Annotated in this window: 6 protein-coding genes; all 6 read left to right on the top strand. The window is 47.3% G+C overall.

The features are described 5' to 3' along the window. Positions 1–52 precede the first annotated feature (52 nt). The 6 genes from ACE04G_RS00400 to ACE04G_RS00375 are packed head-to-tail and all read left to right on the top strand — an operon-like array spanning position 53 to position 24,727. On the top strand, positions 53–16,846 hold the full coding sequence (locus ACE04G_RS00400; protein WP_449003576.1) for an amino acid adenylation domain-containing protein: 16,794 nt from the start codon (positions 53–55) through the stop codon (positions 16,844–16,846). Then, the gene (locus tag ACE04G_RS00395) at positions 16,836–21,032 is read left to right on the top strand and encodes a non-ribosomal peptide synthetase (RefSeq protein WP_449003539.1); all 4,197 of its coding nucleotides are present in this window, start codon (positions 16,836–16,838) and stop codon (positions 21,030–21,032) included. The genes ACE04G_RS00400 and ACE04G_RS00395 overlap by 11 nt, the downstream gene beginning before the upstream one ends. Next, positions 21,029–21,286 carry an acyl carrier protein gene (locus tag ACE04G_RS00390; protein WP_036668520.1) on the top strand — a complete coding sequence of 86 codons (258 nt, stop codon included), beginning with the start codon at positions 21,029–21,031 and terminating at the stop codon, positions 21,284–21,286. The genes ACE04G_RS00395 and ACE04G_RS00390 overlap by 4 nt, the downstream gene beginning before the upstream one ends. Further along, the gene (locus tag ACE04G_RS00385; protein ID WP_449003540.1) at positions 21,283–22,434 is read left to right on the top strand and encodes an acyl-CoA dehydrogenase family protein; all 1,152 of its coding nucleotides are present in this window, start codon (positions 21,283–21,285) and stop codon (positions 22,432–22,434) included. Before ACE04G_RS00390 ends, ACE04G_RS00385 begins: the two co-directional genes overlap by 4 nt. Beyond that, complete coding sequence (locus ACE04G_RS00380) at positions 22,431–23,411, top strand: ACP S-malonyltransferase (protein WP_449003541.1); 981 nt, start codon at positions 22,431–22,433, stop codon at positions 23,409–23,411. Before ACE04G_RS00385 ends, ACE04G_RS00380 begins: the two co-directional genes overlap by 4 nt. Next, complete coding sequence (locus ACE04G_RS00375; protein ID WP_449003542.1) at positions 23,408–24,727, top strand: aspartate aminotransferase family protein; 1,320 nt, start codon at positions 23,408–23,410, stop codon at positions 24,725–24,727. The genes ACE04G_RS00380 and ACE04G_RS00375 overlap by 4 nt, the downstream gene beginning before the upstream one ends. The last annotated feature ends 2 nt before the right edge of the window (positions 24,728–24,729 follow it).

Genomic DNA, 24,729 nt, shown 5'->3' with positions numbered 1-24,729 from the left:
ATTTTTGCCTTACACAGCTTGAATCTCAATTAAACGATGAGGTGTGGTCGTGATGGTACAAAAAACCGTTGAACTTTCCGAAACACAAAAGGGAATCTATTTTGATTGTCAGGTGAATGATCCCGCTTCGTATAACATCTCAGCTTCAATGCAATTTGATCATCTTCAAATGGAGATATTTCGCCGGGCCATCGAATTGCTTATGTATGAGCAAGTGGTGCTGCGTACTCGGATTGAGATTCAAAATGATGTACCCGTGTTATCCGTTCATGAAGATATGGATTATTCACTTGCCTTGTGGGACCTAAGTAGCGAGAACCAGGAGAATCCAAAGGAACAACAGTTAGAAGCACTGGTGGATGAATGCATCGGGACACCTTTTGAGCTGGAGAAAGGTCCTCTGTTCCGTATAATGATTGTTCAGATGGATAAAAGCCGATATATTCTGACCTTATGTATTCATCATTTAATATGTGATGGCTTGTCGCTTGAACTGATGAGAAACAAACTTATCCAGTCATATACGTGTCTTCTTGAAGATCAGCCTGTGGATGTCAAGCTGGATGAAGGATTCATCTCTTATGTTGAGGCAGAGAACAAGAAACTGCACGAAAACAAGTACTCCAAAGAACAGGAATACTGGTTGAACAAAATGAAGGGAGCGGAACCTCTTTCTCTAAAACATGACTTTCCAGCAGGTTCTGTACAAGAAGGGATTGGTCATGAACTGCGATTTGATATTTCGGAATCGTTAATGGCTGATATTACACAGATGTCCAAAGATAATGAAGTAACCGTTTTTATGTTCTTTATGGGTGCCTTTGGCATTCTTATGAGTAAATATGTCGGTACAGATGATATCACCTTTGCCTCCCCATATTCTCATCGTCCCGGTATGGACTTGGAAGAAACGATTGGATGTTTTGTCCATATGTTGCCTATGCGATTCCATATTGACCTCGAATCAACTCTAAAACCTCTGCTGCAACAAGTAGCCACAACCTGGATGGATACGTACAGGAACATCGGATATCCCAATAACCTCATTGTCAGAGACAGCATGTTACAGGCTCAACCCGGATCACCATCGTTGTTTGATATCTCCTTTGTTTATGATTCCTATGAGGAAGATATGCTCGGAACTCGTATTCTGGATCAGGATAAGGTTACGTTTCCAGGAGATCTAATGGTGGTGTTGAGTCGTTCACCGCAAGGAGCTCAGTTGAAGCTGCAATATAAACCGAGCTTGTTCCGTGAAGATTCAATGGAGCGAATGGGCCAACGATTTCTATATTTGCTGAATCAACTAGTAACCAATTCTGAGCAAAAAATCAGGGAGTTCAGCCTCCTGATGCAAGATGAGAAAGAAAACCTACTGTACCGATTCAATCAAACTTCTTATTTTCCCTACACTCCACAACATATTATGGATATATTTCACGATAAAGTAGCACGTTTCCCGGAGCGGGTAGCTCTATTGGAAGGGAAGCAGCATCAGACCTATGCGCAGGTCAACGCAAAAGCGAATCAATTGGCTAGGCAGATCGTTGCGAGTAAAAAAAGTGATAACGCGGCAGTTGGCGTGCAGATGCCACGTTCCTCGGATATGGTCATTGCCCTATTGGCTGTATTAAAAGCCGGATGTGCTTTTGTACCTGTAGACCCTTCCTACCCTTTGTCCAGAAAGGACTATATTATATCGGATGCAGACATATCCATAGTGCTGGCTATGCAGCCCGAAAAAGATGACGAGACTCTGGATGTCCAGTACATCTACGTTGAGGGCGATCAGGCCTATACGGGGGATGTCTCAAACCTCGAAGAGGCGCTGAATCCGCATAGCCTTGCCTATATCATGTACACGTCCGGATCAACAGGCAAGCCCAAAGGAGTCATGATTGAAAATCATAGCGTAGTTAATACACTGCTTGATCTGGAGCGTCGTTTTCCAATGCAGGCGCAGGATGTTTACTTGCTGAAAACAGCATATACCTTTGATGTGTCGGCCACGGAACTTTTTGGCTGGTTCATGGGTGAAGGCGCACTAAGTATTCTTGAGCCTGGAGCAGAAAAAGACCCTGCTCGTATTGTGTCTACGGTGGCATCACATAAGGTTACGCACATCAACTTTGTTCCAACGTTATTCCGTCTTTTTCTGGAAACGATGGAGCTTCGCTCCGATCTGTCAGCATTGGAAACGCTGAAATGGATGTTTGTTGGCGGAGAGGCAGTCACGCCAGACATCATTGAGAAATTTAACAGGTTAGGCATTAGAGCAAGTCTTGAAAATGTTTATGGTCCAACCGAATGCACCATATGGGTTTCTCATTATCCATTAAGCCATTACGAAGGCTTGGGCAATGTACCGATTGGCTACCCGCTCAATGAGTCCAGATGGTATGTCGTCGGAAATCAAGGTGAGCTTCAGCCGTTAGGTATTCCAGGGGAGCTTTGTCTTAGCGGTGTTGGGCTTGCACGTGGATATCTGAATCTGGAACAGATGACCCGAGAGAAGTTTGTCCCTAATCCTTTCTTTCAAGAAGGACAGGACGCAGAGCATTTCAGGTACATGTACCGTACAGGGGATCTGGTACGTTCACTCCCAAGTGGTACGATCGAATATCTGGGACGCATTGATTTTCAGGTTAAAATTCAGGGAGCCAGACTGGAGACAGGCGAAATTGAGAATACCCTGTCATCCTATCCGGGTGTCATCCAGACCGTGGTAGTCATGAAATCATTTGAAGGTAGGTCCGGCTTGCTGTATGCCTACTATCTGTCAGAGCAGGAGCTACCTTCTGTCGAATTGAGAGAGCATCTGTCTCGTTTGTTACCGGCATATATGATACCATCCGTTTTTGTACATAAATCCGAATTTCCATTGAATAGCAGTGGGAAGATTGACCGGAAGGCACTCATGGCAGATATCACGCATGCTCACGCTTCCAGTACGTTCTATACCGCTCCGTCTTCTGAGCTTGAGAAGGTTATAGCCGAAGTGTGGACCGAAGTGCTCGGTGTTGAGAGAGTAGGGCGCGATGACCATTTCTTTGAATTGGGCGGAAATTCATTTTCTGTCATTCAGGCTCACAATAAACTTAAGCATTATACCGATGTGGAGTTCCCTGTGCCTCGTTTTTTCGAATGCCCGACATTGCGTCAATTTGCAGCGCTGGGACCGAAAGATGAGGGAGTTCGGATACCGACTGAAAGGGAACAATTGTTTCAACGAAAAGACGGCATTATGCGTGAGGACATTGCAATTGTGGGCATGGCGGTGAATGTGCCGGGTGCTGAGGATATAAGGGAGTTCTGGAGTAACCTTGTTGAACGGCGGGAAAGCATTCACTTTTATAGTGATGATGAATTGAGGGAGCTTGGTGTCGAGGAAGCGTTGCTGCGTTCACCTCGTTATGTCAAGGCAAAAGGACGTGCCAACGGCATCGATGAGTTTGATGCAGGGTTCTTTGACTATACTCCCGGTGAAGCCAAAATGATGTCTCCCCAATTCAGACTTCTGTATCAGGGAATATGGGAAGCGCTGGAGGATGCAGGCTGCAGGCCGGATGAAGCGGGTAAGGTGGGTGTGTTCCTTGGCGGGTCCGATGACTTCGAATGGTACCGTCAAGTGCTTTTTAACGATGCTAACTATAGCAGTAAATACGAAGCATTTACCCTCAGCACCAATCATTTTCTCGCTACCCGAATGGCTTATAAGCTGAACTTAAAAGGGCCGGCCTATACCGCTCTAACGGGATGTTCTACTTCATTGGTTACACCTCATCTGGCATGTCAATCTTTGATCGTTGGAGAATGTGATGTGGCCGTGGCTGGTGGGATCACCGTGGAGTTGCCCAATGAAGGGGGTTACATATTTGAGGATGGCATGATGTTCTCCACAGATGGACACTGTCGTCCATTTGATGCGGCAGCGAGTGGAACCGTCTTCTCCAATGGTATGGGAATTGTGGTGCTGAAGCGGGTAACCGATGCTCTGCGGGACGGAGATCATATCTACGGGGTTATTAAAGGCTCAGCAATTAACAATGACGGACAAGAGAAACTTAGTTTTCTTGCTCCAAGCGTAAGCGGACAGGCTGAAGTCATTCAGGATGCTTATAAGGTAGCCGGAGTAGACCCGGAAACGGTGAGTTATATCGAAGCACATGGTACGGGAACGTTGCTTGGTGATCCAATTGAAGTAAACTCGTTAACTCGGGCCTTTGCTTCCGACCAAAAGCAATTTTGTTATCTGGGTTCGGTCAAAGGCAATGTGGGACATATGGATACTGCCGCAGGTGTGGTTGGTTTAATCAAGGTAGCGCTCAGTCTTGGACAAGGTTATATCCCTGGAACAGCGAATTATGAGCAACCTAATCCCAAAATTGATTTTTTGAATACGCCATTTAAAGTTAATGCACAAGGGGTGGACTGGAAACAGGGCAATGTTGGAGTCATGCGCGCAGGAATCAATTCATTTGGTGTGGGGGGCACGAATGCTCACATGGTATTGGAGGAGGCTCCCAAGATGGAGAAGTGCAGTCCGGATGATGACGTAAATATATTGCTTTTTTCCGCCAAAACAGAGTACTCGCTGAACCGCACCGCTGAACGGATTATGGAACATCTGACTCAGCAGCCGAATCAATCTGTATCGAACGCAGCGTGGACCTTGCAGTCAGGTAGATCTGTTTTTGCGTATCGTAAGGCACTCATTCTGGATAAGACATGGAAAGATAATCCGGACAAGCTGATACAGCAGCTGGGAAAAGCACGCGTATACCATTCGGCTCAAGGCACTCGTCCCGTATACTTTATGTTCCCCGGACAGGGCAGTCAGTATCAGGGAATGGGTGCAGAACTATACAGATCTACAGAGCAAGCAGGCCTGGCTCCAATCTTCAGAAGTTATATTCAGGAAATATTGGACCTTCTGCCCGCGGAAGAACGAGAAGATATGCTTTCCGTTGTATACGGTGATCAGCAGCCTGAGCGAATAAACCAGACGGAGTACAGCCAATTCGCACTGTTCATGACAAGTTATGCGCTGGCCAAGTCACTGCTGGATCTGGGCATCAAGCCAGATGGCATGATCGGACACAGCATTGGTGAATTGGCTGCTGCAGCGGTAGCGGGTGTGTTCGAACTCGGAGATGCAGTCAAGTTAGTTCGACTTCGCGGACGTCTGATGCAACAACAACAACCCGGGGTTATGCTTGCCATTATGGCGGATGCACAGCAGGTGAAGTCACAACTGGAGGAAGACATGTGGCTTGCCCTGGTGAATACTACAGGTTCCAGTGTGATTGGTGGGACAGCTGAAGCCATTTCACGGATGGAAGCCAAGGCTGAAGGACTGGGCTGGAAGTGCATTCGTGTGAAGACTTCCCATGCATTCCATACGCCAATGATGAATCAGGCCGCTGAGGAATTTAGACGTTATATAGCAGAGCATTCACTTCATACGCCACAGATCCCTTTACTGTCCAACACCAGTGGAACATGGGCGCTTGGAGATGAAATCACACAACCTGACTATTGGTCCCGTCATATTTTACAGCCGGTGTTATTTGAATCAAACCTGGCTGAAGTGCTGAAGGATGAGCGGGCTGTATTAATTGAAGTAGGTGCAGGACGAACGCTAGGCTCCTTTGCCAGACAGCACAGTCTATCAAGAGATTCCCAGACGGTACTGAATATGCTGCGTCACGTAAGGGAGACGGAGCAGGACAGTATCTATGTGAACCGCAGACTTGCGGAGTTATGGTGCGAAGGCATTGAACCGGACTGGAAGGTGCTCAAAGGGCAGACGGTACGACGCAAATGCTCTCTGCCTACTTATGTTTTCAACAAACAATCCTATCCTGTGGGTGTTTCTCTTTCTAGCTCATCAGTAGTGGAAGGAATGGGTACCGGGGATGATAGGCAGCATGCAGATCAGGGAAAGGGAAGTGGCTCTACTCTAATAAAAGGGACAGTTTTTACTGGCGGTTCAGACCAACTGAAGCAGATTGTCCTTGATGCATATCGAACGATTTTTGGCATCGATGATCTAGATGAAGAGGTTAATTTCTTTGCGGTTGGAGGAGATTCTCTCAAAGCAGTCAGCTTGTCTGCATGGATCCGGTCTCATTTAGGAATTCAGCCTGAGGTAGCAGATATTTTCAATCATTCAACGCCTATTCAACTGGCGGAGCATCTCTATGTCATGGCGAAACCAAAAGTGGACCAACAGATAATTCAATCTGCACCCACTATGGATGCTTATCCAATCTCTTCTGCACAGATGCGTATGTTCACACAAGCGATGCTTGATCCAGGCAATACGGCATACAACCTACCGTCTGCAACCATTATTGAAGGTGAATTGGACCGTATAAGAGTTGAGGCTGCTTTGCAGAAGTTGATGCAACATCATGAGGCGCTCAGAACATCGTTTGAGATACGGGGCGTTGAGATCGTTCAGATCATCCAACCTTCGGTTCGCTTAAGTATGGGCTACGCAGAGCAGCATGTGGCAGATGACCAAGAGTTGCCTGCGATGATCGAGACATTGATTCGTCCTTTTGATCTGGGGAGAGCTCCGCTTATGCGGGTTGAACTGATTAAGATAGGCGAGCGCAGGCATCTGTTATTCTTTGATATTCACCATATTATCGCGGATGGTACATCTGTCGAAATCATTACTCGTGACTTCAATGATTTATATTTTGGCAAAGAGCATGTAGTCCGATTGCAGTACAAAGATTACGCGGTATGGCAGCAGCAACGTCTTGCTTCACAGGAATACATTTCACATCAAACGTACTGGCTGGACCATCTTGGCCCTTCTTTACCTGTGCTGGAGCTTCCACTTGACCATGAGCGTCCATCACAGCGATCCATGCAAGGGGGACGTCTCCATTTCACGTTGAATCGTTCGGTAACACAACACTTGCACGAGCTGGCTTCCTCATCGGAAGCATCCATGTATATGGTAATGCTAAGTGTGTGGAATCTTCTTCTCGCACACCGCTCAGATCAGCAGGACATTGTGGTAGGAACGCCTGTTGCAGGAAGGATGCAAGAGGAGTGGAAAGAGACGGTAGGCATGTTTGTTAATATGATTGCGATGCGGAATTTCCCAACGTTTGATCGTACGTATACTGATTTTTTACGCGAACTTAAACAACATACACTGGATGCTTTTGCGTATCAGGAATATCCGTTTAATGAGCTTGTGGCACAACTGGGCGTGACACGTGAGTTGAACCGAAATCCGGTATTTGATGTTTGTTTTGATTATCAGAACATGGATTTGCATGGACTTGAACTTCATGGTTTGCAATTCAGTTCTTTTCCCGTGGAGACGGGTACGTCTACTTATGATCTGTTAATGACCTGTCAAGAAAACAGGGAGAAGCAGGTGATTGAAGGATATATCGAATACTCGCTGGATCTGTTCCGCCGGGACACAGTTGAAGGTATGATGCAGGAGTTTATCGGACTCTGCGAAGAGGTTGTACAACAGCCCAATCTGTCTCTGAGCGAACTGTTTGAGAGAAACGAACGTTCTCACGAGCACCCAGTCCATCGTCTTGCTGGTCCACGTCTGGATTACTATCCTGCGGTGGGTCTGCATCGGCTGTTCGAGCTGCAGGCAGAACTCACACCAGACAAGAAAGCTCTCCTTGTATCATCCGGAGCCGCTTTTACCTACAGGGAGCTTAATGAAAAAGCTAATACGCTGGCTTGGAAGCTGATTGATCAAGGTGTGCGCCGGGATGAACCTGTAGGCATATTATCCAGACGAGATGAATCGTTGATCATTATGCTATTGGCGGTGCTGAAAGCTGGGGCGGCTTATGTGCCTCTGGACCCTGCTTTTCCGCAGCAGCGCATCGTGAATATGATCGAAGATAGCCGAATGAACGTATTGCTGTGTACGCCTGATGAAGAAGGCACAGTGACTTTTAGCAGAGAGCGATTTGTGTATGATCCAACTGCCCAGGATGTGCGCTCATCCGTTAACCCGGACATAAGCCTCCTGTCTTCGGATCTGTCCTGTGTGATTTTTACCTCAGGATCGACGGGGCGTCCCAAAGGGGTCATGATTACTCATGAGGCAATGGTCAATTTTGTTGAGGACATCAGGCACCGACATATTTTTGCACATGAGACAGATCGCATCATCAGTGTAACGACCATATCTTTTGATATTTTCGGATTTGAAGTGTGGACACCATTATGCACCGGATATTCGTTGTATCTGGCCAATGAGCAGGAGCAGCTTGACCCGGCTCTTGCTTCCCGTCGAATACGTGAACATGGTGTTACACACATTCTTAGCACGGTCTCACGCATTAAGGCATTTGTCGAAAATCCGGAATTCGCTCAGACGCTGGGCAATCTGCGGTGTGTTCTTACCGGAGGGGAAAATGTCCCTGTGGGACTTCTCACCGATCTGAAGCGGCTTACGCCCGCTCGAGTCTTTAACATGTATGGACCAACGGAAACTACAATCTGGTCAACGACCAAAGAATTGAATGACACAGCCGCAATTACCATTGGCAAGCCCATTACCAATACAGAGATTTATATTCTGAATGATGAAGGTGAAATACTGCCACCTGGCAGTTATGGAGAGCTGTGCATTGCAGGAAAAGGATTATCCCGCGGTTATCTGCATAATGCAGCTGAGACCGATGCCCGATTCATGGCAAACTCCAATGTTTTGGGAGGCCGTTTGTACCGAACTGGCGATCTGGCCCGTATACTGCCGGATGGGGATGTTGAGTTAATGGGACGGTTGGATCAGCAGGTGAAGATTCGTGGCTACCGGATTGAACTGAATGAGATTGAGCAGGCAGCGATGAATTATGAACGTGTAAGAGAAGCTGTCGTTAAGGTAGAAGGGGCCGAGTCACATTCATTGCAATTAATCCTTTTCTACAGTCTGAAGCCTGGGATTGGGCCTTCCGTTATGGGGGATGAAGACGTACAGCTTCGGACCTGGTTAAAGCAGCGGCTTCCACAGTACATGATGCCTTCTCGCTTGATTCGTCTGGAAAATCTGCCTGTGCTGCCTAATGGCAAACTGAATCGCAATGCCCTTCGTCTGGCTGATTTTGAAACGGGAGAGAGGGCTAACCCGGCTCTGGTTTATGGCTCATCGATTCAAGGAATCGAGCGGGCAAAAGTTGATCTGGAGCAGATGCTTATTGCAGCGTGGAAGGAAATATTGAATCTGGATACGGTTAATATCCATGATCACTTTTTTGACATTGGAGGCAACTCGCTGGGGCTTATTCTGATCAATAATCGGCTGAATACCTATCTGGATAAAAGCGTTCCGCTGGTGCAATTGTTTGAGCATTCCTCCATTGCATCACTGGTCAATCATCTGGTGGCTGAGCACGTGCTGCCGACAGTTACACAACAGGTACAAGAGGAGAGCGGGCATATCGCTTCGACTGGATATCCTGTTACGAACCCGGACCCGACAACAGCTCCCAAAGAGTATGTGATGAGCACAGTTGAACACAGCAAAGTGGAACAGAGCAGACCAGATCAGAGCAGACCGGAACAGAGTATCCAGTTTGCCTCAGAACACAGTAGCAGAATTCCTTCTTCGTCGGATATCGCAGTCATTGGCATGGCAGGGCATTTTCCCGGTTCAAGAAATATTGAGGAGTTCTGGGATAACCTAATGGCAGGTAAGGACGGTATCACCCGTCTGGATGAAGATGATCTAACCGCTGCGGGTGTACGACCGGAAGACTTCAAACATCCCGATTATGTACGGGCCAAAGGTGTACTGCAAGACACTGAGTATTTTGACTCCGGATTTTTCGAATATCCGCATCAGGAATCCAATATGATGGATCCGCAAATACGGCTGCTGCATCAGTGCTCATGGGAGGCGCTTGAGCATGCCGGATGTGATCCTTACAGTTATGAGGGATCTATAGGATTGTTTGCCGGAAGTGGACTGAGCTTACCATGGATGGTGCAATTTCTAGGTCGTTCCGGTAATTTGCTACAGGCTTTTGAAGCCATGACTTTAAATGAAAAGGACTATATTACAACCCGAGTATCTCACAAATTAAATCTGAGAGGGCCGAGTATGGCAGTCCAGACCGCATGTTCGACTTCTTTGGTCGCTATCCACCAAGCTGCTGAATCTTTGATTCGGGGAGAGTGTGATGTGGCACTTGCGGGAGGTGTCTCTATCTCCTATCCGCTCAAAGAAGGTTATCACTGGCATGAAGGCATGATTTATTCCAAGGATGGTCATTGCAGACCGTTTGATGAGCAGGCATCTGGTACTGTGTCTGGTAATGGATGCGGAATGGTTGTGCTCAAGTCACTCCGCGACGCGCAGAGAGATGGAGATCATATCTATGCAGTCATTAAAGGTTCAGCGATTAATAATGATGGCATGGACAAAATTGGATATACGGCACCGAGTGTGGCCGGGCAGGTCAAGGTTATTCAATCTGCCCTGCATCGTTCGGGAGTATCTCCAAAAGAGATCTCCTATCTGGAGGCGCATGGAACAGGAACCAAATTGGGTGACCCGATTGAAATCGAAGCGCTCAGGCAGTCATGGGGAACAGATCGTAGAAATTATTGTGCTCTAGGTTCTGTGAAAGCCAATATTGGACATCTTGATGCGGCAGCAGGTGTCGCCGGTTTTATTAAAACCGTACTGACGCTTTATCACCGGGTGGTTCCGCCACAGATTCACATGAATCGGACGAATCCGATGTTGGAGCTGGAGCATAGTCCCTTCTATATCAACAAGGAGCCACAGCCATTAGAAGAGGCGAAGGGTATCCTGCGAGCGGGTGTCAGTTCGTTTGGGATCGGGGGGACCAATGCTCACGTCATTCTGGAGCAACCACCCGTCCAAGAGAGCCAAGCGAGTTATGAATCTTTGCTTCTGCTGCCCTTCTCGGCCAAGAGTGAATCTGCGCTGGAACGCACGTACGATTCGGTTCTACAGGCGATCCATGCATTGCCGGAGCAGTTGCCCAATGCTGCGTGGACTCTGCAAAAGGGAAGAAGCAGATTCATTCATCGTAAAGCACTGATCGTTGTGGACGGTTATATTCCGCCAAGTGAGCAGTCTATAGAGTTCGAGACACAGGCAAGTGTGATGAATGGGAAGCCTAAGGTCATGTTTTACCTTAGCGGGAATGCAAGTTGGGAAGCTCGCAAGATTCGGGAACTATATGCTTCTGTGTATCGCAGCCAGGTATCAGAGATATTTAAACAGCACTTTGAAGAGATACTGAACCTCTTTGAGTCCAAGGAACAGTATGCCATTCGCCAAGGCATAGGGCGATCGTTAACCGATTCAAGGCTTGAGCGCATGCAGTGCTTTGTTGTGCAATATGCTCTTTATCAAACCGTGATGCAGCTTGGTATCAAGCCGGATGCTGTCTGTGGACAAGGCGTTGGCGAACTGGTGGGGTTGGTCATTAGTGATGCACTTGATCCAGTACATGCCGTGGGGCTTCTATACAATCTGGAGCATTGGTCACTAGAAGAAGGAGCATTGTCAGATGCTATGACAGGAAGGATGACAGATGCAACTGTAACAGACCTTGCGTCGAGCATTGCACCACTGTTATCTCCAAATTTCCTGTTTACGCTGCTAAATCGCAAGACGCTTTCTGAATCTGCTGGGCATACGCTGTGGATCGTTTCGAATCAACAGCAGGATACAGACCAAATAGTCCCGGATTCATTATCAGAGCCAAACATCATAGCTCTTACTGGAGATCGTCAGAGCTTGCTTGAGGCAGACGTGTATTTAATGAAAGTACTTGCTTTTTGCTGGTGCTCTGGCATGGAGTTGGATTGGGAACAGTTAAACGGAACGGGGCGCAGGCAAAAAATCTCCCTGCCGACGTATTCCTTTGACCCCATTGTTCATCAACATGATGTTGCGTTGTATCAGCTTGCAGGTATGTCACAGGTTGCAGCGGGTTCTATCACAGCATTAGACCAATCTCCAGCTGGGAAAGTCAGGGTTCAACGGACTGATGATGAGATAAGGCATATATTGTCGCAATTGTGGCAGGAGTTGCTTGGTAATGGAGCAGTCGGCCTTGAAGATGATTTCTTTGAGCTTGGGGGTCATTCATTAAAAGCGATTACCTTGGCGTCGAGGATTAAAGAAATGTTTGGACTGAATTTGGGGCTGGAAGAGGTTTTTGATCATTCTGTGTTTGAACACATGGTTCAATGGATTGCTGAACATCAGGTTACAAGCCACTCTGATTCAGTGAACCCAATCTTGCCTGTACCTAAGAAAGAGAAATACAAGACCACTTCTGCACAGCGAAGAATGTATGTGGTGCATGAGTGGATGAAAGGGGAGAGTACAGCGTACAATCTCGCCAGTTCCTATAGGGTAAGGGGAAAACTTGACCCTACGCAATTCAGAGTAATAATGGATGCACTGGTAGAGAGACATGAAGCATTCCGTACCAGATTTGAAATGATTGACGGTGAGCTTTTCCAAATTGTGGAGGATCAGGTTCCAAGCGTGGTGGAGTTGCTGGAATTAGAAACGGCAGGGTTAGAACAGGTCATGGAATGGATCAAGCCTTTTGATCTGACCAGCGCACCATTGGTTCGTGTTAAGCTCATTCGCCTTTCTCAAGAGGAACACATCTTATTCATCGACATGCATCATATCATTTCGGATCAGAGTTCCATTGCTATCCTGATGCAGGATTTTGCTCGCATGTACAGAGGAGAAACATTGCAATCTCTTGATATTCAGTATAAGGATTATGCGGAATGGCGTGATGAAGCTGCGTCACATGGACAATCTGTTGAAGACGCCGATTTTTGGATACGGGAATTCGAAGACATGCCTGCACCGGTTGAATTGCTTACAGACTTCCCAAGACATGGCGCGTCATCCTACAGCGGAGACAGACGTTCCATTGAACTTGGTGAGTCGTTAAGCACACAGGTCAATGACTTCTGTACTCAACAAGGGCTTACACCCTATATGTTGTTCATGGCAACTTTGAATCTATTAATCTGGAAGTATACGGGTCAAGACGACTTGGTCGTTGGTACAGCGGTTGCGGGGCGTGAGAAGCCAGAACTCAATAACGTTATGGGTATGTTCGTGAACATGCTTGCCATTCGCACCAGCATGGACAGAGAATGCTCCACAGAGGCGTATTTGAATGAGATGCGAGGCAAGCTGTTATCCTGTTATGAGCATCAACAATATCCTTATGAAGCACTGGTGGAACAACTTGGTCTATTCGGTGATTTAAGCCGCAACCCCCTATTTGATGTGGTGCTAAATTACATTAATATGGGAACCGATGATCCTGAAGCCGGGGAACTGATGCTTGAACCATGGGTCGAAGGTAAGGTGGATGCCAAATTTGATCTGACTTGGACACTGGTCGAACATAAACAATGTTACACGGTTGAACTTGACTATCGCTCAGATTTGTTTAAAGCCGAGTCCATGGAACTGATGCTGGATAAATTCCGGTATATCCTGTCTCAGATCACAACAGGGGATAATGAACGAATTGGTCAGATTAAGCTCACTACACCGGAGGAAGAGGAATGGCTGCTGTACGGAGTCAACGATAATGCTACCCAGTATCCGCGAGATGCGACCATTTCCCAATTATTCGAGGAACAAGTTCATGTGCATGCACAGAAGACAGCATTGGTCTGGGAAGACGGTGAATGGAGCTATGCGGATCTGTATGAACGTGTTCAGTGGCTGGCGTTCAGATTGCTTGGACAAGGGGTGAAATCAGGCTCTAGTATTGCTCTCATTCTGGACCGTGGACCGATCCAGATGATCAGTATTCTTGCTACACTCCAAGTGGGTTGCAGTTATGTTCCGATCGACCCGGCTTCGCCGCCATCGAGAATTGAATTTATTTTGCAAGATTCCGATGCGGCTGTGTTATTGACTGAAACGGCGTATGCCTCCACATGGCAATCTGTAGTTTCTTGTATCGTGCCCGCAGATGAACTGGCAGCATTTGATTCAGGAGACATGCAGGAGCCCGTTGAACATATGAACAAGACTGCTCTTGACCCGGCTTATATCATTTATACATCAGGGTCAACAGGAACCCCGAAAGGGACTGTGATGAGTCATCGCAATGTGACCAAAGTCATGAAAAATAGTAATTTTGTCACCGTTGTGCCAGAGGATCGTATCCTGCAAATTTCTAACTATGCGTTTGACGGTTCCATTTTCGATATTTTTGCTTCATTAATAAATGGCGCTACTCTTGTATTAATCTCAAAAGAGACCATTTTGGATATGGCTCGTTTGGCGGATGTCATCCAACAGCAACGGATTTCAGTATTTTATATTCCAACATCCTTGTTTAATATGCTGGTGGATTGGGATGCTGATTGCTTGAAGAATGTGCGTAGAGTGATGTTTGGTGGTGAAGCTGCATCGGTGAGTCATGCCAACAAAGCGCTTGCATGCGTGGGGCCGGGCAGGCTGTTAAATGGATATGGGCCAACGGAAGCAACCTTTTTTGCCTCCTACCACTTATTACAGCAAACAGAGCCTTATACTGGCTCACTGCCCATAGGTTACCCCCTGTCTAACACAGCTTTGTATGTTCTGGATGATGAGCTGAAGCCTGTGCCACCCAACGTTCCAGGTGAACTGTATATCAGTGGGGATGCGGTAGGTATTGGATATCTTAACCGTGAGGATCTTACGCGAAAACACTTTCTTGATGATCCCTTCCGCAAGGGAGAACGAATGTATCGGACAGGTGACATCGTCAAACGTCTGGCTGACGGCAGTCTGATTTTTATTGAACGTTCGGATTTCCAGGTCAAAATCAGAGGTTTCCGCATTGAGTTATCGGAGATAGGCAATTGCATGGAGCGTCTTTCGGGAGTTCGTGATGCCTTTGTCATGACAGTTACAGAACCATCAGGAAGTCTATACATTGCCGCTTTTTATACAACCGATACTGGAGCAGATGCTGAGTATATTCGAAGAGAACTTCACCAGCAGCTGCCAGAGTACATGGTGCCTGCACGAATTATTCGAATGGATCATCTTCCGATTAATGCCAATGGCAAAGTGGACCGAAGGGCATTGTCCGAGCATTTGGTTGAAGAGCAGCAAAGGTCTCTGGAGGTGAGTTCACCTCGGGCAAAAACAGAGCGTGTCATTCTTGCCGCCATGCGACAGATCCTGGGTAATCCAGGCATTGGTGTGGAAGATCACTTCTTTCAAAATGGGGGGCATTCGCTCAAAGCGATTGCATTCACTCAAATTTTGGCAAAAGAAGGAATTGCCATCAATGTGAACGAATTATTCCAATATCCGACAGTTAGAGGACTTGCCAAATTGGTAGATATTAATCCTCCGGCGTCAGTTTGGTCCGAAGATAGCCTGCATATTCAGTCCCCGATAGTCATACCACAGGACATAACACTTCATGAGAAACAACTGGACAGCCTGGTCCTGCATGTCTTAAACAGCTGCAATCAGGTTTCATCTTTTATGGCGGGCATGACCCCTATGGGTCAATTCCCACTATCTCCAATTCAACAAGCACATGCTTCTACGACTTCACGAGCAAGCGGATTTACAACAACGCTGGAAGGCGAATTGAATGAACAAGCTGTAAAACACCTGATTCTTGGGGTTATATCCCGGCATCAGTTGCTGCACAGCATGATATATGAGGAAGAACAATTGTATTGGCATCCATGTGATATATCGTTAGCGGCGGACATGCTGCAACAGCTTATCCCATATCTTGATATTCGTCATTATGCTTCGGCTACGATTGAGCAGTTGGAGTACAAACTGGTTCAGTCTCTGTTACACAAAACGTATACGTTGAAGGAACTACCTTGGCGTCTGTGTATTTTGCGTACAGGAGCAACAGAGCATAAGCTGATTTGGAGTTTTGATCACCTTGCGTTTGATGGTATGAGTGCCCAGATCATCAAGCAGCAACTTGAGTCGAAGGCATTATATAGACCGCAAGGTATAGAGATCGAGAGTGATCTTCTGTACCAAGTACGAAATTATGAGGATTATGTAAATTTTCTGTCTCAAGGCCCCATAGGGGTATCAGAAGATGAAATGGAGAAACAATTTTCGCTTCAGGCATGGAATAGATGTAACGCCATCGTCATGAACAAGTTGAAGGAAACAGAAACATTGTCGCCTTCAGCGATGACTGTCGAGTTGTCCCTTGCAGGGAAGGAGCCTGCAGATGTTTGGTGGACATGCTTTAAAACTTTTTCCAACATCATTGCGGCTTATCTGAACATAAGCCAATTGCCAATAGCCCTGGTGCATTACGGAAGGGAGTATGGCGAAGAATCCTACTATGATTATGTGGGAGAATTCCTAGATCTGATTCCAGTGCTGGTAGACAGTGAATTCACACAGGAAGATCTGTTGGAACGTCTGGAATTTACGAAGCAACACAGCATTAACTTTATGGCACTTACACATGATTCTTCCCTCTCGGCACAATATGATGGCATACAGGAACAATTGGGAACTGCCTACAGGCAAGCAGAACAGGAGACGCGTCAGATGATTCTGTTTAATTATCAAGGCTTCATCTCCAGTAGCGAAGCGATCCCAATGTCGTCTCAGTCGTCGGATGACCAAGATTCGAATTCGGGACTCGCCCAATTCGAATGGGTTATTCGCTACGACGAAGAGTGTCTGTACGTACATCTGGCCTGTCAGGCTGGTCTGGACATCAAACGTATGAAACAGCTGATTGATGACAAGCTTGGTAGCGATGTGAGAGTGGTAGTTCACAATGAGGCAATGGAGGTGCAACATGTCCAGTAAATCCATACAGCGAGGACCCGAGCTGATTGTGCCAGAACATTATTCAACAGTGGCTGAGATGCTAATCTACATTGCAGATACTCATCCAGAAAAGGGAATGACCTATATCAGCTCTTCAGGTGACGAACAGTTTGAATCATATCCTGAATTACTGATGCAGGCGCGCAAGTACCTGCAGTCTCTTCAGGAGCAAGACATCCAACAAGGACAGGTTGTTATTTTGGAAATTGACCAGTCACAGGAATTTTACCGTACCTTTTGGGCTTGTATGCTGGGGGGCATTATTGTCGCCCCGGTTAGTCCTCCGGCTGCCTGGGAACCAGGCTCAGCCGGTCTGGAGAAATTCACGAAAGTGTGGGAGGTACTCGGGCGTCCAGTCGTTATCGTCGAGGAAGCCTACATGCCCAAGTATAAACAGCTTGCGGAAAGTCCGGTATTCAAAGGTCTTATGTTGATTAGCGTGAACCAGCTTCAAGCAGGCCAGCAGATGGCTGATCTATGCCCAACCTCTCCTGATGACATTGTGTTCCTGCAATTCTCATCAGGAAGCACGGGAATTCCCAAAGGTGTGCAGTTAACAAATCACAATATTATCGCCAACAGTATTGCATGCAAGACTTTTCTTGGAGCTGAAGAAGGAGATAATGTGTTTACCTGGTTGCCGCATACGCATGATATGGGGATATTTGGACAGCATCTGACACCCGTCCTGAGTGGAGCCAACATTATGGTGATGTCACCTTATACCTTCGTACGGTCGCCTTATCTGTTCTTGCGCAAGATTACGGAGCATCAGGGAAAATGGTTTTGCTGTACCAATTTCGGTTTCGAATGGATGGTTCAGAAGATCCCGGATTCCAAGCTCTCAACGCTTGATCTGTCTTCACTGCGTATGACCTTGAATGGTGCAGAGCCTATATCAACGTCTGTTATCGAGCGATTTGTCAAAAAATTCAGCTCTTGTGGCTATCGTTCCAATATGATGTTTCCTGCGTATGGCATGGCAGAAGCGACAGTAGGTGTATGTACCTCCAGACTGGGGGAAGAGCCGCGAATTGAACGTATTTCGCGTTCGCGGCTGGTGCAGGAAGGACTGGCTGTGCCAGTACAGCTGCCTAGCAGTGATAGCCATACTTCGGATGTGATCGAATTTGTCCATGAAGGATATCCCATGACAGGGATTCAGATCCGGATTGCGGATGAACAGGGTGAAGTGCTGGATGAGCGGGTCGTTGGCGAAATCCAGATCCGTGGGGAATCGGTAACCTCCGGATATTACAGTCTTCCGGAGATCAATCGTGAAATGTATGTGGATGGGTGGCTTCGCACTGGAGACTTGGGTTATATGGCTGATGGCTCCCTGGTTGTAAGCGGACGAATCAAGGACATTGTGTTTATTCGGGGACAGAACCATTATGCGCATGATCTTGAAGAAATTTTGTACCAGAATAGCAGCATTCCGAGAGGGAATCTGACGGTAGTCGGGCACTTTAACAGCCTCAAACAAGTAGAAGAGCTGCTTGTATTTGTTAAATACAAATCGGGCACTCCACAGTTTCTGGATGTACGACAGGATCTGATCCAACGTATGAGGGCTGGATTGGGTATTGAGATAACCCATGTTCTCCCAATCAAGGTTATTCCCAAAACGACGAGTGGCAAGGTCCAGCGCTTCATGCTGAGAAACGAATATGAGCGTGGAGTATTTACCAAGGACATCGAGGCCATTGAAGAGCTGATTCGCGAAAACACGCAACAACAACACGAGACGGTTTCCGCATCCTCTTTGGAGTATACCGTACGCAAAGCCTGGGCCGAAATTCTTCAATTGCCCGCAGGAAAGATTGAGATGGATACTTCTTTTCTCGCACTTGGAGGCAATTCCATTCTCTCTTATCAATTACTTGACAAGCTGTCTGCACATATGGGACGTGAATTAGGACAAGAACTACTTGTTTTTTGCAGTACAGTACGTGAGATGGTGGAATATCTGCAGGAACTTCCAGCAGACACGAAGGACTTTGAACAAGCTGAAACCACAGATAATCACCTGAATGTACATCGTGCTATTGCTATTACCGGACTGTCTCTGCGTCTGCCTGATGCCGACACCCAAGAGCAGTTCTGGGGCAATCTGGTTAACGGGTTAGATAGTGTTGACCGGGTTAGTTTAGAGCGTGCAACACGTTCCAAGCAACCCGGTTGGGATGACTGGATTGGGGAACTGAAGCAACCGGATACGTTTGATCATGAGTTCTTTGAAATCTCGTCTGAACAAGCTGCATTTATGGATCCGCAGCATCGCAAGCTGCTGGAAGTTGCTCATGAGGCGCTGGAGGATGCGGGTATGCTCGTGGACCATGAGGATAAGCGTGATGTGGGTGTGTATGTAGGGATTAACCCAAGCACATACTTCGATCTGGTTATTGATTATATGAACCGGAGTCTTGGAAAGGCTGTTCATTCTCACGCTATGGTAGGCAATATGTCCAATATAGCAGCGGCCTCCATTTCACACATGTACAATTTTACAGGGCCGGCACTGTCGATAGATACAGCATGTTCTTCTTTTCTGGTGGCACTGACACAAGCTGTGGCGGCCATTCAGGACAAGCGTATCTCTGGAGCAGTTGTAGGTGGAGCGAACATTTTGGCTACATCGCATGTTCATCAACTATCACGCAATGCTGGAATCTGTTCTTCCACTCAACATACGAAGGTATTTGACCGGGAAGCAGATGGTTCAGTCTTGGGAGAAGGTGCTGTTGTTGTATATATAGAGCCGCTAACAGAGGCAATTCGCAACAATAAACATGTTTATGGTGTGATTCGCGGGACAGCGGTGAATAACGACGGATATTCCCTGGGCATTATGGCACCCAACCCTCAGGGGCAATATGAGGTACTCCGTGCCGCTTATCGCGACGCCAACCTAAACCCCAGCGAGATTTCTTATATTGAAGCACATGGATCGGGGACAAGGATTGGAGATCCAATTGAGGTGAATGCCTTGCTCCGACTGTTCCGGGAAAAGGGAGATACAAGCGATAATTCGATTGGATTAGGTTCAGTCAAAACCAATATTGGTCATTTATTTGCAGCCTCCAGTGGAGCCAGTCTTGCCAAGGTTCTTCTCAGTATGCAGCATGGGGAACTGGCACCAAGTCTGCATATGGATAATCCGAATCCGGCCCTCCGACTGGAGCAATCGCCGTTCCATATCGTTAGCGAGCATAAAACGTGGGATGTACCTGAAGGAAAAACACGGAAGGCAGGCATCAGTTCATTTGGCCTGGGAGGTACGAATGCCCACATTGTGCTGGAAGAATGGAAAGCCCCTGTCCGTGCAGCTGCCTCGGCACGGGGCCAATTGTTAACGTTCTCTGCCAAATCAGAGCAGGCTTTAAAAAAGCTGATTGATAACACGGAGCAATATGTGAAGAAACATGCGGACCTGGCACTAGAGGATCTTTGTTATACCCGGAACAGATATAGAAAACATTATCGGTATCGTGCAGCAGTAGCTGTCAGTTCAACCGGAGAGTGGAACATCGAAGAAATGGAATTTGGCTTCAAGCCTAGAAACCGAGCTGCTCGTGTCAATATTGTGGTTGGGGGGCATGAGATTCTCGGAGAAGATGAAGCTCAAGCTCGTAAGGTACTCAGGCCAGACGATTCTAATGAAGATACGGTATCAACCTTGAACTACTGGGTGATCTTGCTTGAGACACTTGTACGTCTGGTCCCTTCCATTCAAGAGATTCGAGGAATAGCTGCAGGAGAGGAACTTGTATCCAGAATACATCTGGATGGCGAGGAACATCACAGCGCTCATGCAAGCCAATCCATTCCAGTGAACAACAGAGTGACGTTAGACAGTCTGCAAGACACACCTGGCAAGATGGCAAACGCCGACATTGTAATTATGATTGCTGCAGATCAGACAGAGCAGCAGCTTGAATACAGTGGCAAGGAGAGCTTCATCCGCCTGTCTGCCGAGCCGACACTTACCATGGAGGATCAGCTTGCTTTATTGCTGGGACAGCTTTATGTACGTGGTGCTGCGCTGGATTGGGAACAGTTACATCCGAATGGCTCTGGCCAGATTGTACATCTGCCAGCACACCCATTCGAGCCGTATGTACATTGGATAGATGTGAATCAGGGAACGGAGGTCATGATATGACAAAAGAAGAAATTGAGCTTTTTCTCAAAAGTGAGATTGCTGCTGCGTTGAATCAGGAGCCAGAGGACATCGATGAAGAGATGAATTTTTTGAAAATTGGTGTCTCATCTGTGCAGGCGCTCAAGATCATTAATCGTGCGCGTAAGCATCTTCAAGTTGACATCAGTCCGGTTGCGTTGTTTGAATACAAAACAATTGCCGAATTCGCTGCCTATCTCAATGAATCTCTTCTTCAAGAGGGGGTTGCCGAATGATTGAAGTGGATGTAGAGCAAGAGATTATTCATGAAGCTGAATTGTTTGCTGCCCGTGAGATTCGTCCTTATGCTCAACAGATTCAGGAGCAGCAAGCCATTCCCAGAACATTGATCCGTGCCATGGCTGAAAAAGGTTACTTGGCTGCCTCGATCCCGGCTGAATATGGCGGCATGGGTCTCGGTCCTAGGGCGTACGGGCTGTTGACTGAAGTATTTGGCAAGGCTCTTCCAGCCGTTCGCAGCTTGTTAACGGTACATACTTCACTTGTAAGTGAAACTTTGGTACGTTTCGGAACGCCTGAGCAAAAATCGTCCTGGCTGCCCAAGTTGGTGAAGGGAGAATGGATTGCTGCCTTTGGCCTGACTGAACCGGAAGTTGGTTCAGATGCCAAAAGTGTAAAGACCGAGTGGAGAGAAGAATCGGACTGTTATGTTTTGAATGGAAAAAAGAAGTGGATCACGTTTGGACATCTGGCAGATGTATTTATCATTATTGCCTCGAATCAGGGACGAAGCACTGCTTTTTGGGTCGAACGCCAGTTTGAGGGTGTACAGACCCAACCTATTGAAGGTGTCATGGTTGCGGGAGAGACAGGTATAGCTGAGATTGATCTCCATGAGGTGCGTGTACCAAAGAATCACATTATTGGACGTCTGAATGGAGGTTTTGAGTACATCGTAACCGGGGCGCTGGACCAGGGCAGATATAGCATTGCCTGGGCAGGGCTGGCGATTGCGCAGGAAGCGCTGGATGCCATGGTGACTTACTCAAGGAAGCGGAAGCAATTTGATCAGAAGCTGAGTCATTTTCAGCTGATTCGCGGCATGATTGGAGATGCGGTGACAAAAGTCCATGCAGCACGAGCATTATGTTTACGGGCAGCCGAGCTGAGAGAAGCCAAGGACCCGCAGGCCGCCATGGAGACAACGATCGCCAAATATTTTACGTCCAAAGTTGCTGTTGAAGTTGCAAGTGATGCGCTACAGGTTCATGGTGCGAACGGAATTAGTAACCAATATCCTGTTGCCAGGCTGTATAAGGAAGCCAAAATTCTGGAGATTATTGAAGGTTCCTCTCAGATGCAGCAGGAGATGATCTCGCATTACGGATTAAAAGCCTATTACAAGCGTGGCGGTAGCGTATGACGTTCTGTGCGCTATTTCCCGGCCAGGGAAGCCAGTATATCGGAATGTGCAGCGAGTTGTTGGGCAGTGAGCCGGAGGCGAATCAGATCTTTGCAGAAGCGAGCGAGGTGATCGGATTTGATTTGAAGGCACTGGTTATGGAAGGGACCCTGGATCAATTGACGGTCTCTGAATATGCTCAGCCTGCTGTACTGACGGCAAGCTACGTTTTATTTGACTCATTTGTTCGCCGGACTGGAATGACTCCAGATTATGCAGTAGGTCACAGTTTGGGGGAGATTTCGGCTTTAGTAGCGGCGGGAGCATTGCGATTTGCTGATGGAATTCGTTTTACAGCTCAGCGTGGTGCGTTGATGCATCGCTCCATTCAGGAGCAAAAAGGAAGAGCGGGTATTGTCGTTGATGTAACCCAAGCAGCGCTTGAAGAATTAGTCGAGAATATTCGTCAGAACGAGTATGTGACGATCTCCGGTTATAATTCACCGGGACAGTTTGTCGTCGCAGGTACTGCGAAGGGTCTTCAACTGCTGGATGATCAGGTGGATGGCTACGGTGGGGAATTCATTCCTTTTCGCATGATGCCAATGAAGGCAGATGCACCTTATCATAGCGAGTTGATGCAGTTCATTCAGCCTGAGCTTGAAGAGATGCTTGCAGGGATTTCCTTCTCTGCACCGGTGTTTCCCATCTGCTCAACAGTACATGGTGAGTTCATTCGCGGAGCCGAGGACATTCCTAAGCTGCTGAGCAGCCAGCTTTTGCAACCCATTCGCTGGAATCAGGCATTGGCACGCATTCAAAATCTGGGAGCGACGGTATGGATCGATATCGGTCCAGGCCAGAGCGTAAGAAATATGCTGGCTGAGAATAACACCTTGCCTGCAGCCTATTCGCTGGATGATCCGCAAGATCGGTCCAGGTTACTGGAGCGATATGAAGCAGTAAACCAGACAAGTGGGGGAGGCGATAAGGGATGATCACGGAGATGATGCAGTACAATCAGCGGGTGAAACAATGGCTGCCTGGCGGTGTGCACTATAATTTCCACCTTCCTTGGGAAGAGACACCGCTCCATTTCAAGCATGCTTCCCGAAGCAGAGTGACGGACATGAACGGCAACGAGTATTTGGATCTATATGCCCGCTTTGGTGCCCTCATCGTTGGCCACGGCAACGAGGAGTATAACGAGTGTCTGAAGGATACCATTGACCGTGTTCTTTCCGTAAGTCATTGCGATCTGGATGCAGAGGCTCTGGAACTGATCCATCAATATGTACCTTCAGCAGAGATGATTCGTTTTGGGTTATCAGGCACGGAGATTGTCCAGAATGCACTTCGTCTTGCCCGGGCGTGGACAGGTAAAAATCGCTTTGTACGTTTTGAAGGCCATTATCATGGCAATGCGGACAATATTATGGGTGGCAAGACTGCACGTACAGGTCTGCCTGTACCTTCAGACTATCCTGGTGACATGAAAGGAACAAAGGGGAGGGCAAGGGATGCCATGGAATCTCAATCCTACCTCTTGCCATGGAATGACGCACCCCGTCTGGAGGAACTATTTCGCCAACATGGAGACGACATTGCAGCAGTAATCATGGAGCCGGTTTGTGTAAATGGAGGCGGAGTCATGCCTGCTCCGGGTTATCTGCAAAAAGTCAGACATTTATGTGATCAGTACCAGGTCGTGCTCATTTTTGATGAGATTATAACAGGATTCCGTATGGGTCTCGGTGGTGCCCAACAGTTATTCGGTGTAACGCCTGATCTGACTACACTTGGGAAGGCAATCGCGGGTGGCGGAGTTCCGGTGTCAGCCCTGGTTGGCCGAGCGGATATCATGAAGTTGCTTGTAGACAAAAAAGTAATTCATGCGGGTACGTTTAATGGCTATCCATTAGGTACAGCTGCTGTAAAAGCTACGTTGGAAATGTTGGGACGCAATGGAGGACAGGCGATGCACAGCATGAACCGCCACGCTGAGATGATGCATGACATACTCTGCCAGGAAGCAGTGAAGGTAGGTCTGCCTTTAATTGTTCAAGGGCCGTCTGGCTGTGCTTCTTATCACTGCTGCACGGAGCCGCTTACGGATACGGCTGATTATACGTTTGAATTGATGTCTTTTGATATTTTGTTAAATAGCAAGCTTGCTGAGCACGGTATTCTGGTATCTACGCTCTCGCGGATGTATCCGAATATCTTGCTTGATATGCAAGATGTTGCCTGGTTCGGTGAGCGTGTCCCTGCAGCGCTTGCAGAAATGAAAGAGATCTACGACGAGCTGATCTGATG

It is taken from the genome of Paenibacillus sp. AGC31 (genome assembly GCF_057334655.1).
This window is presented reverse-complemented; position numbering and strand designations above follow the sequence as displayed.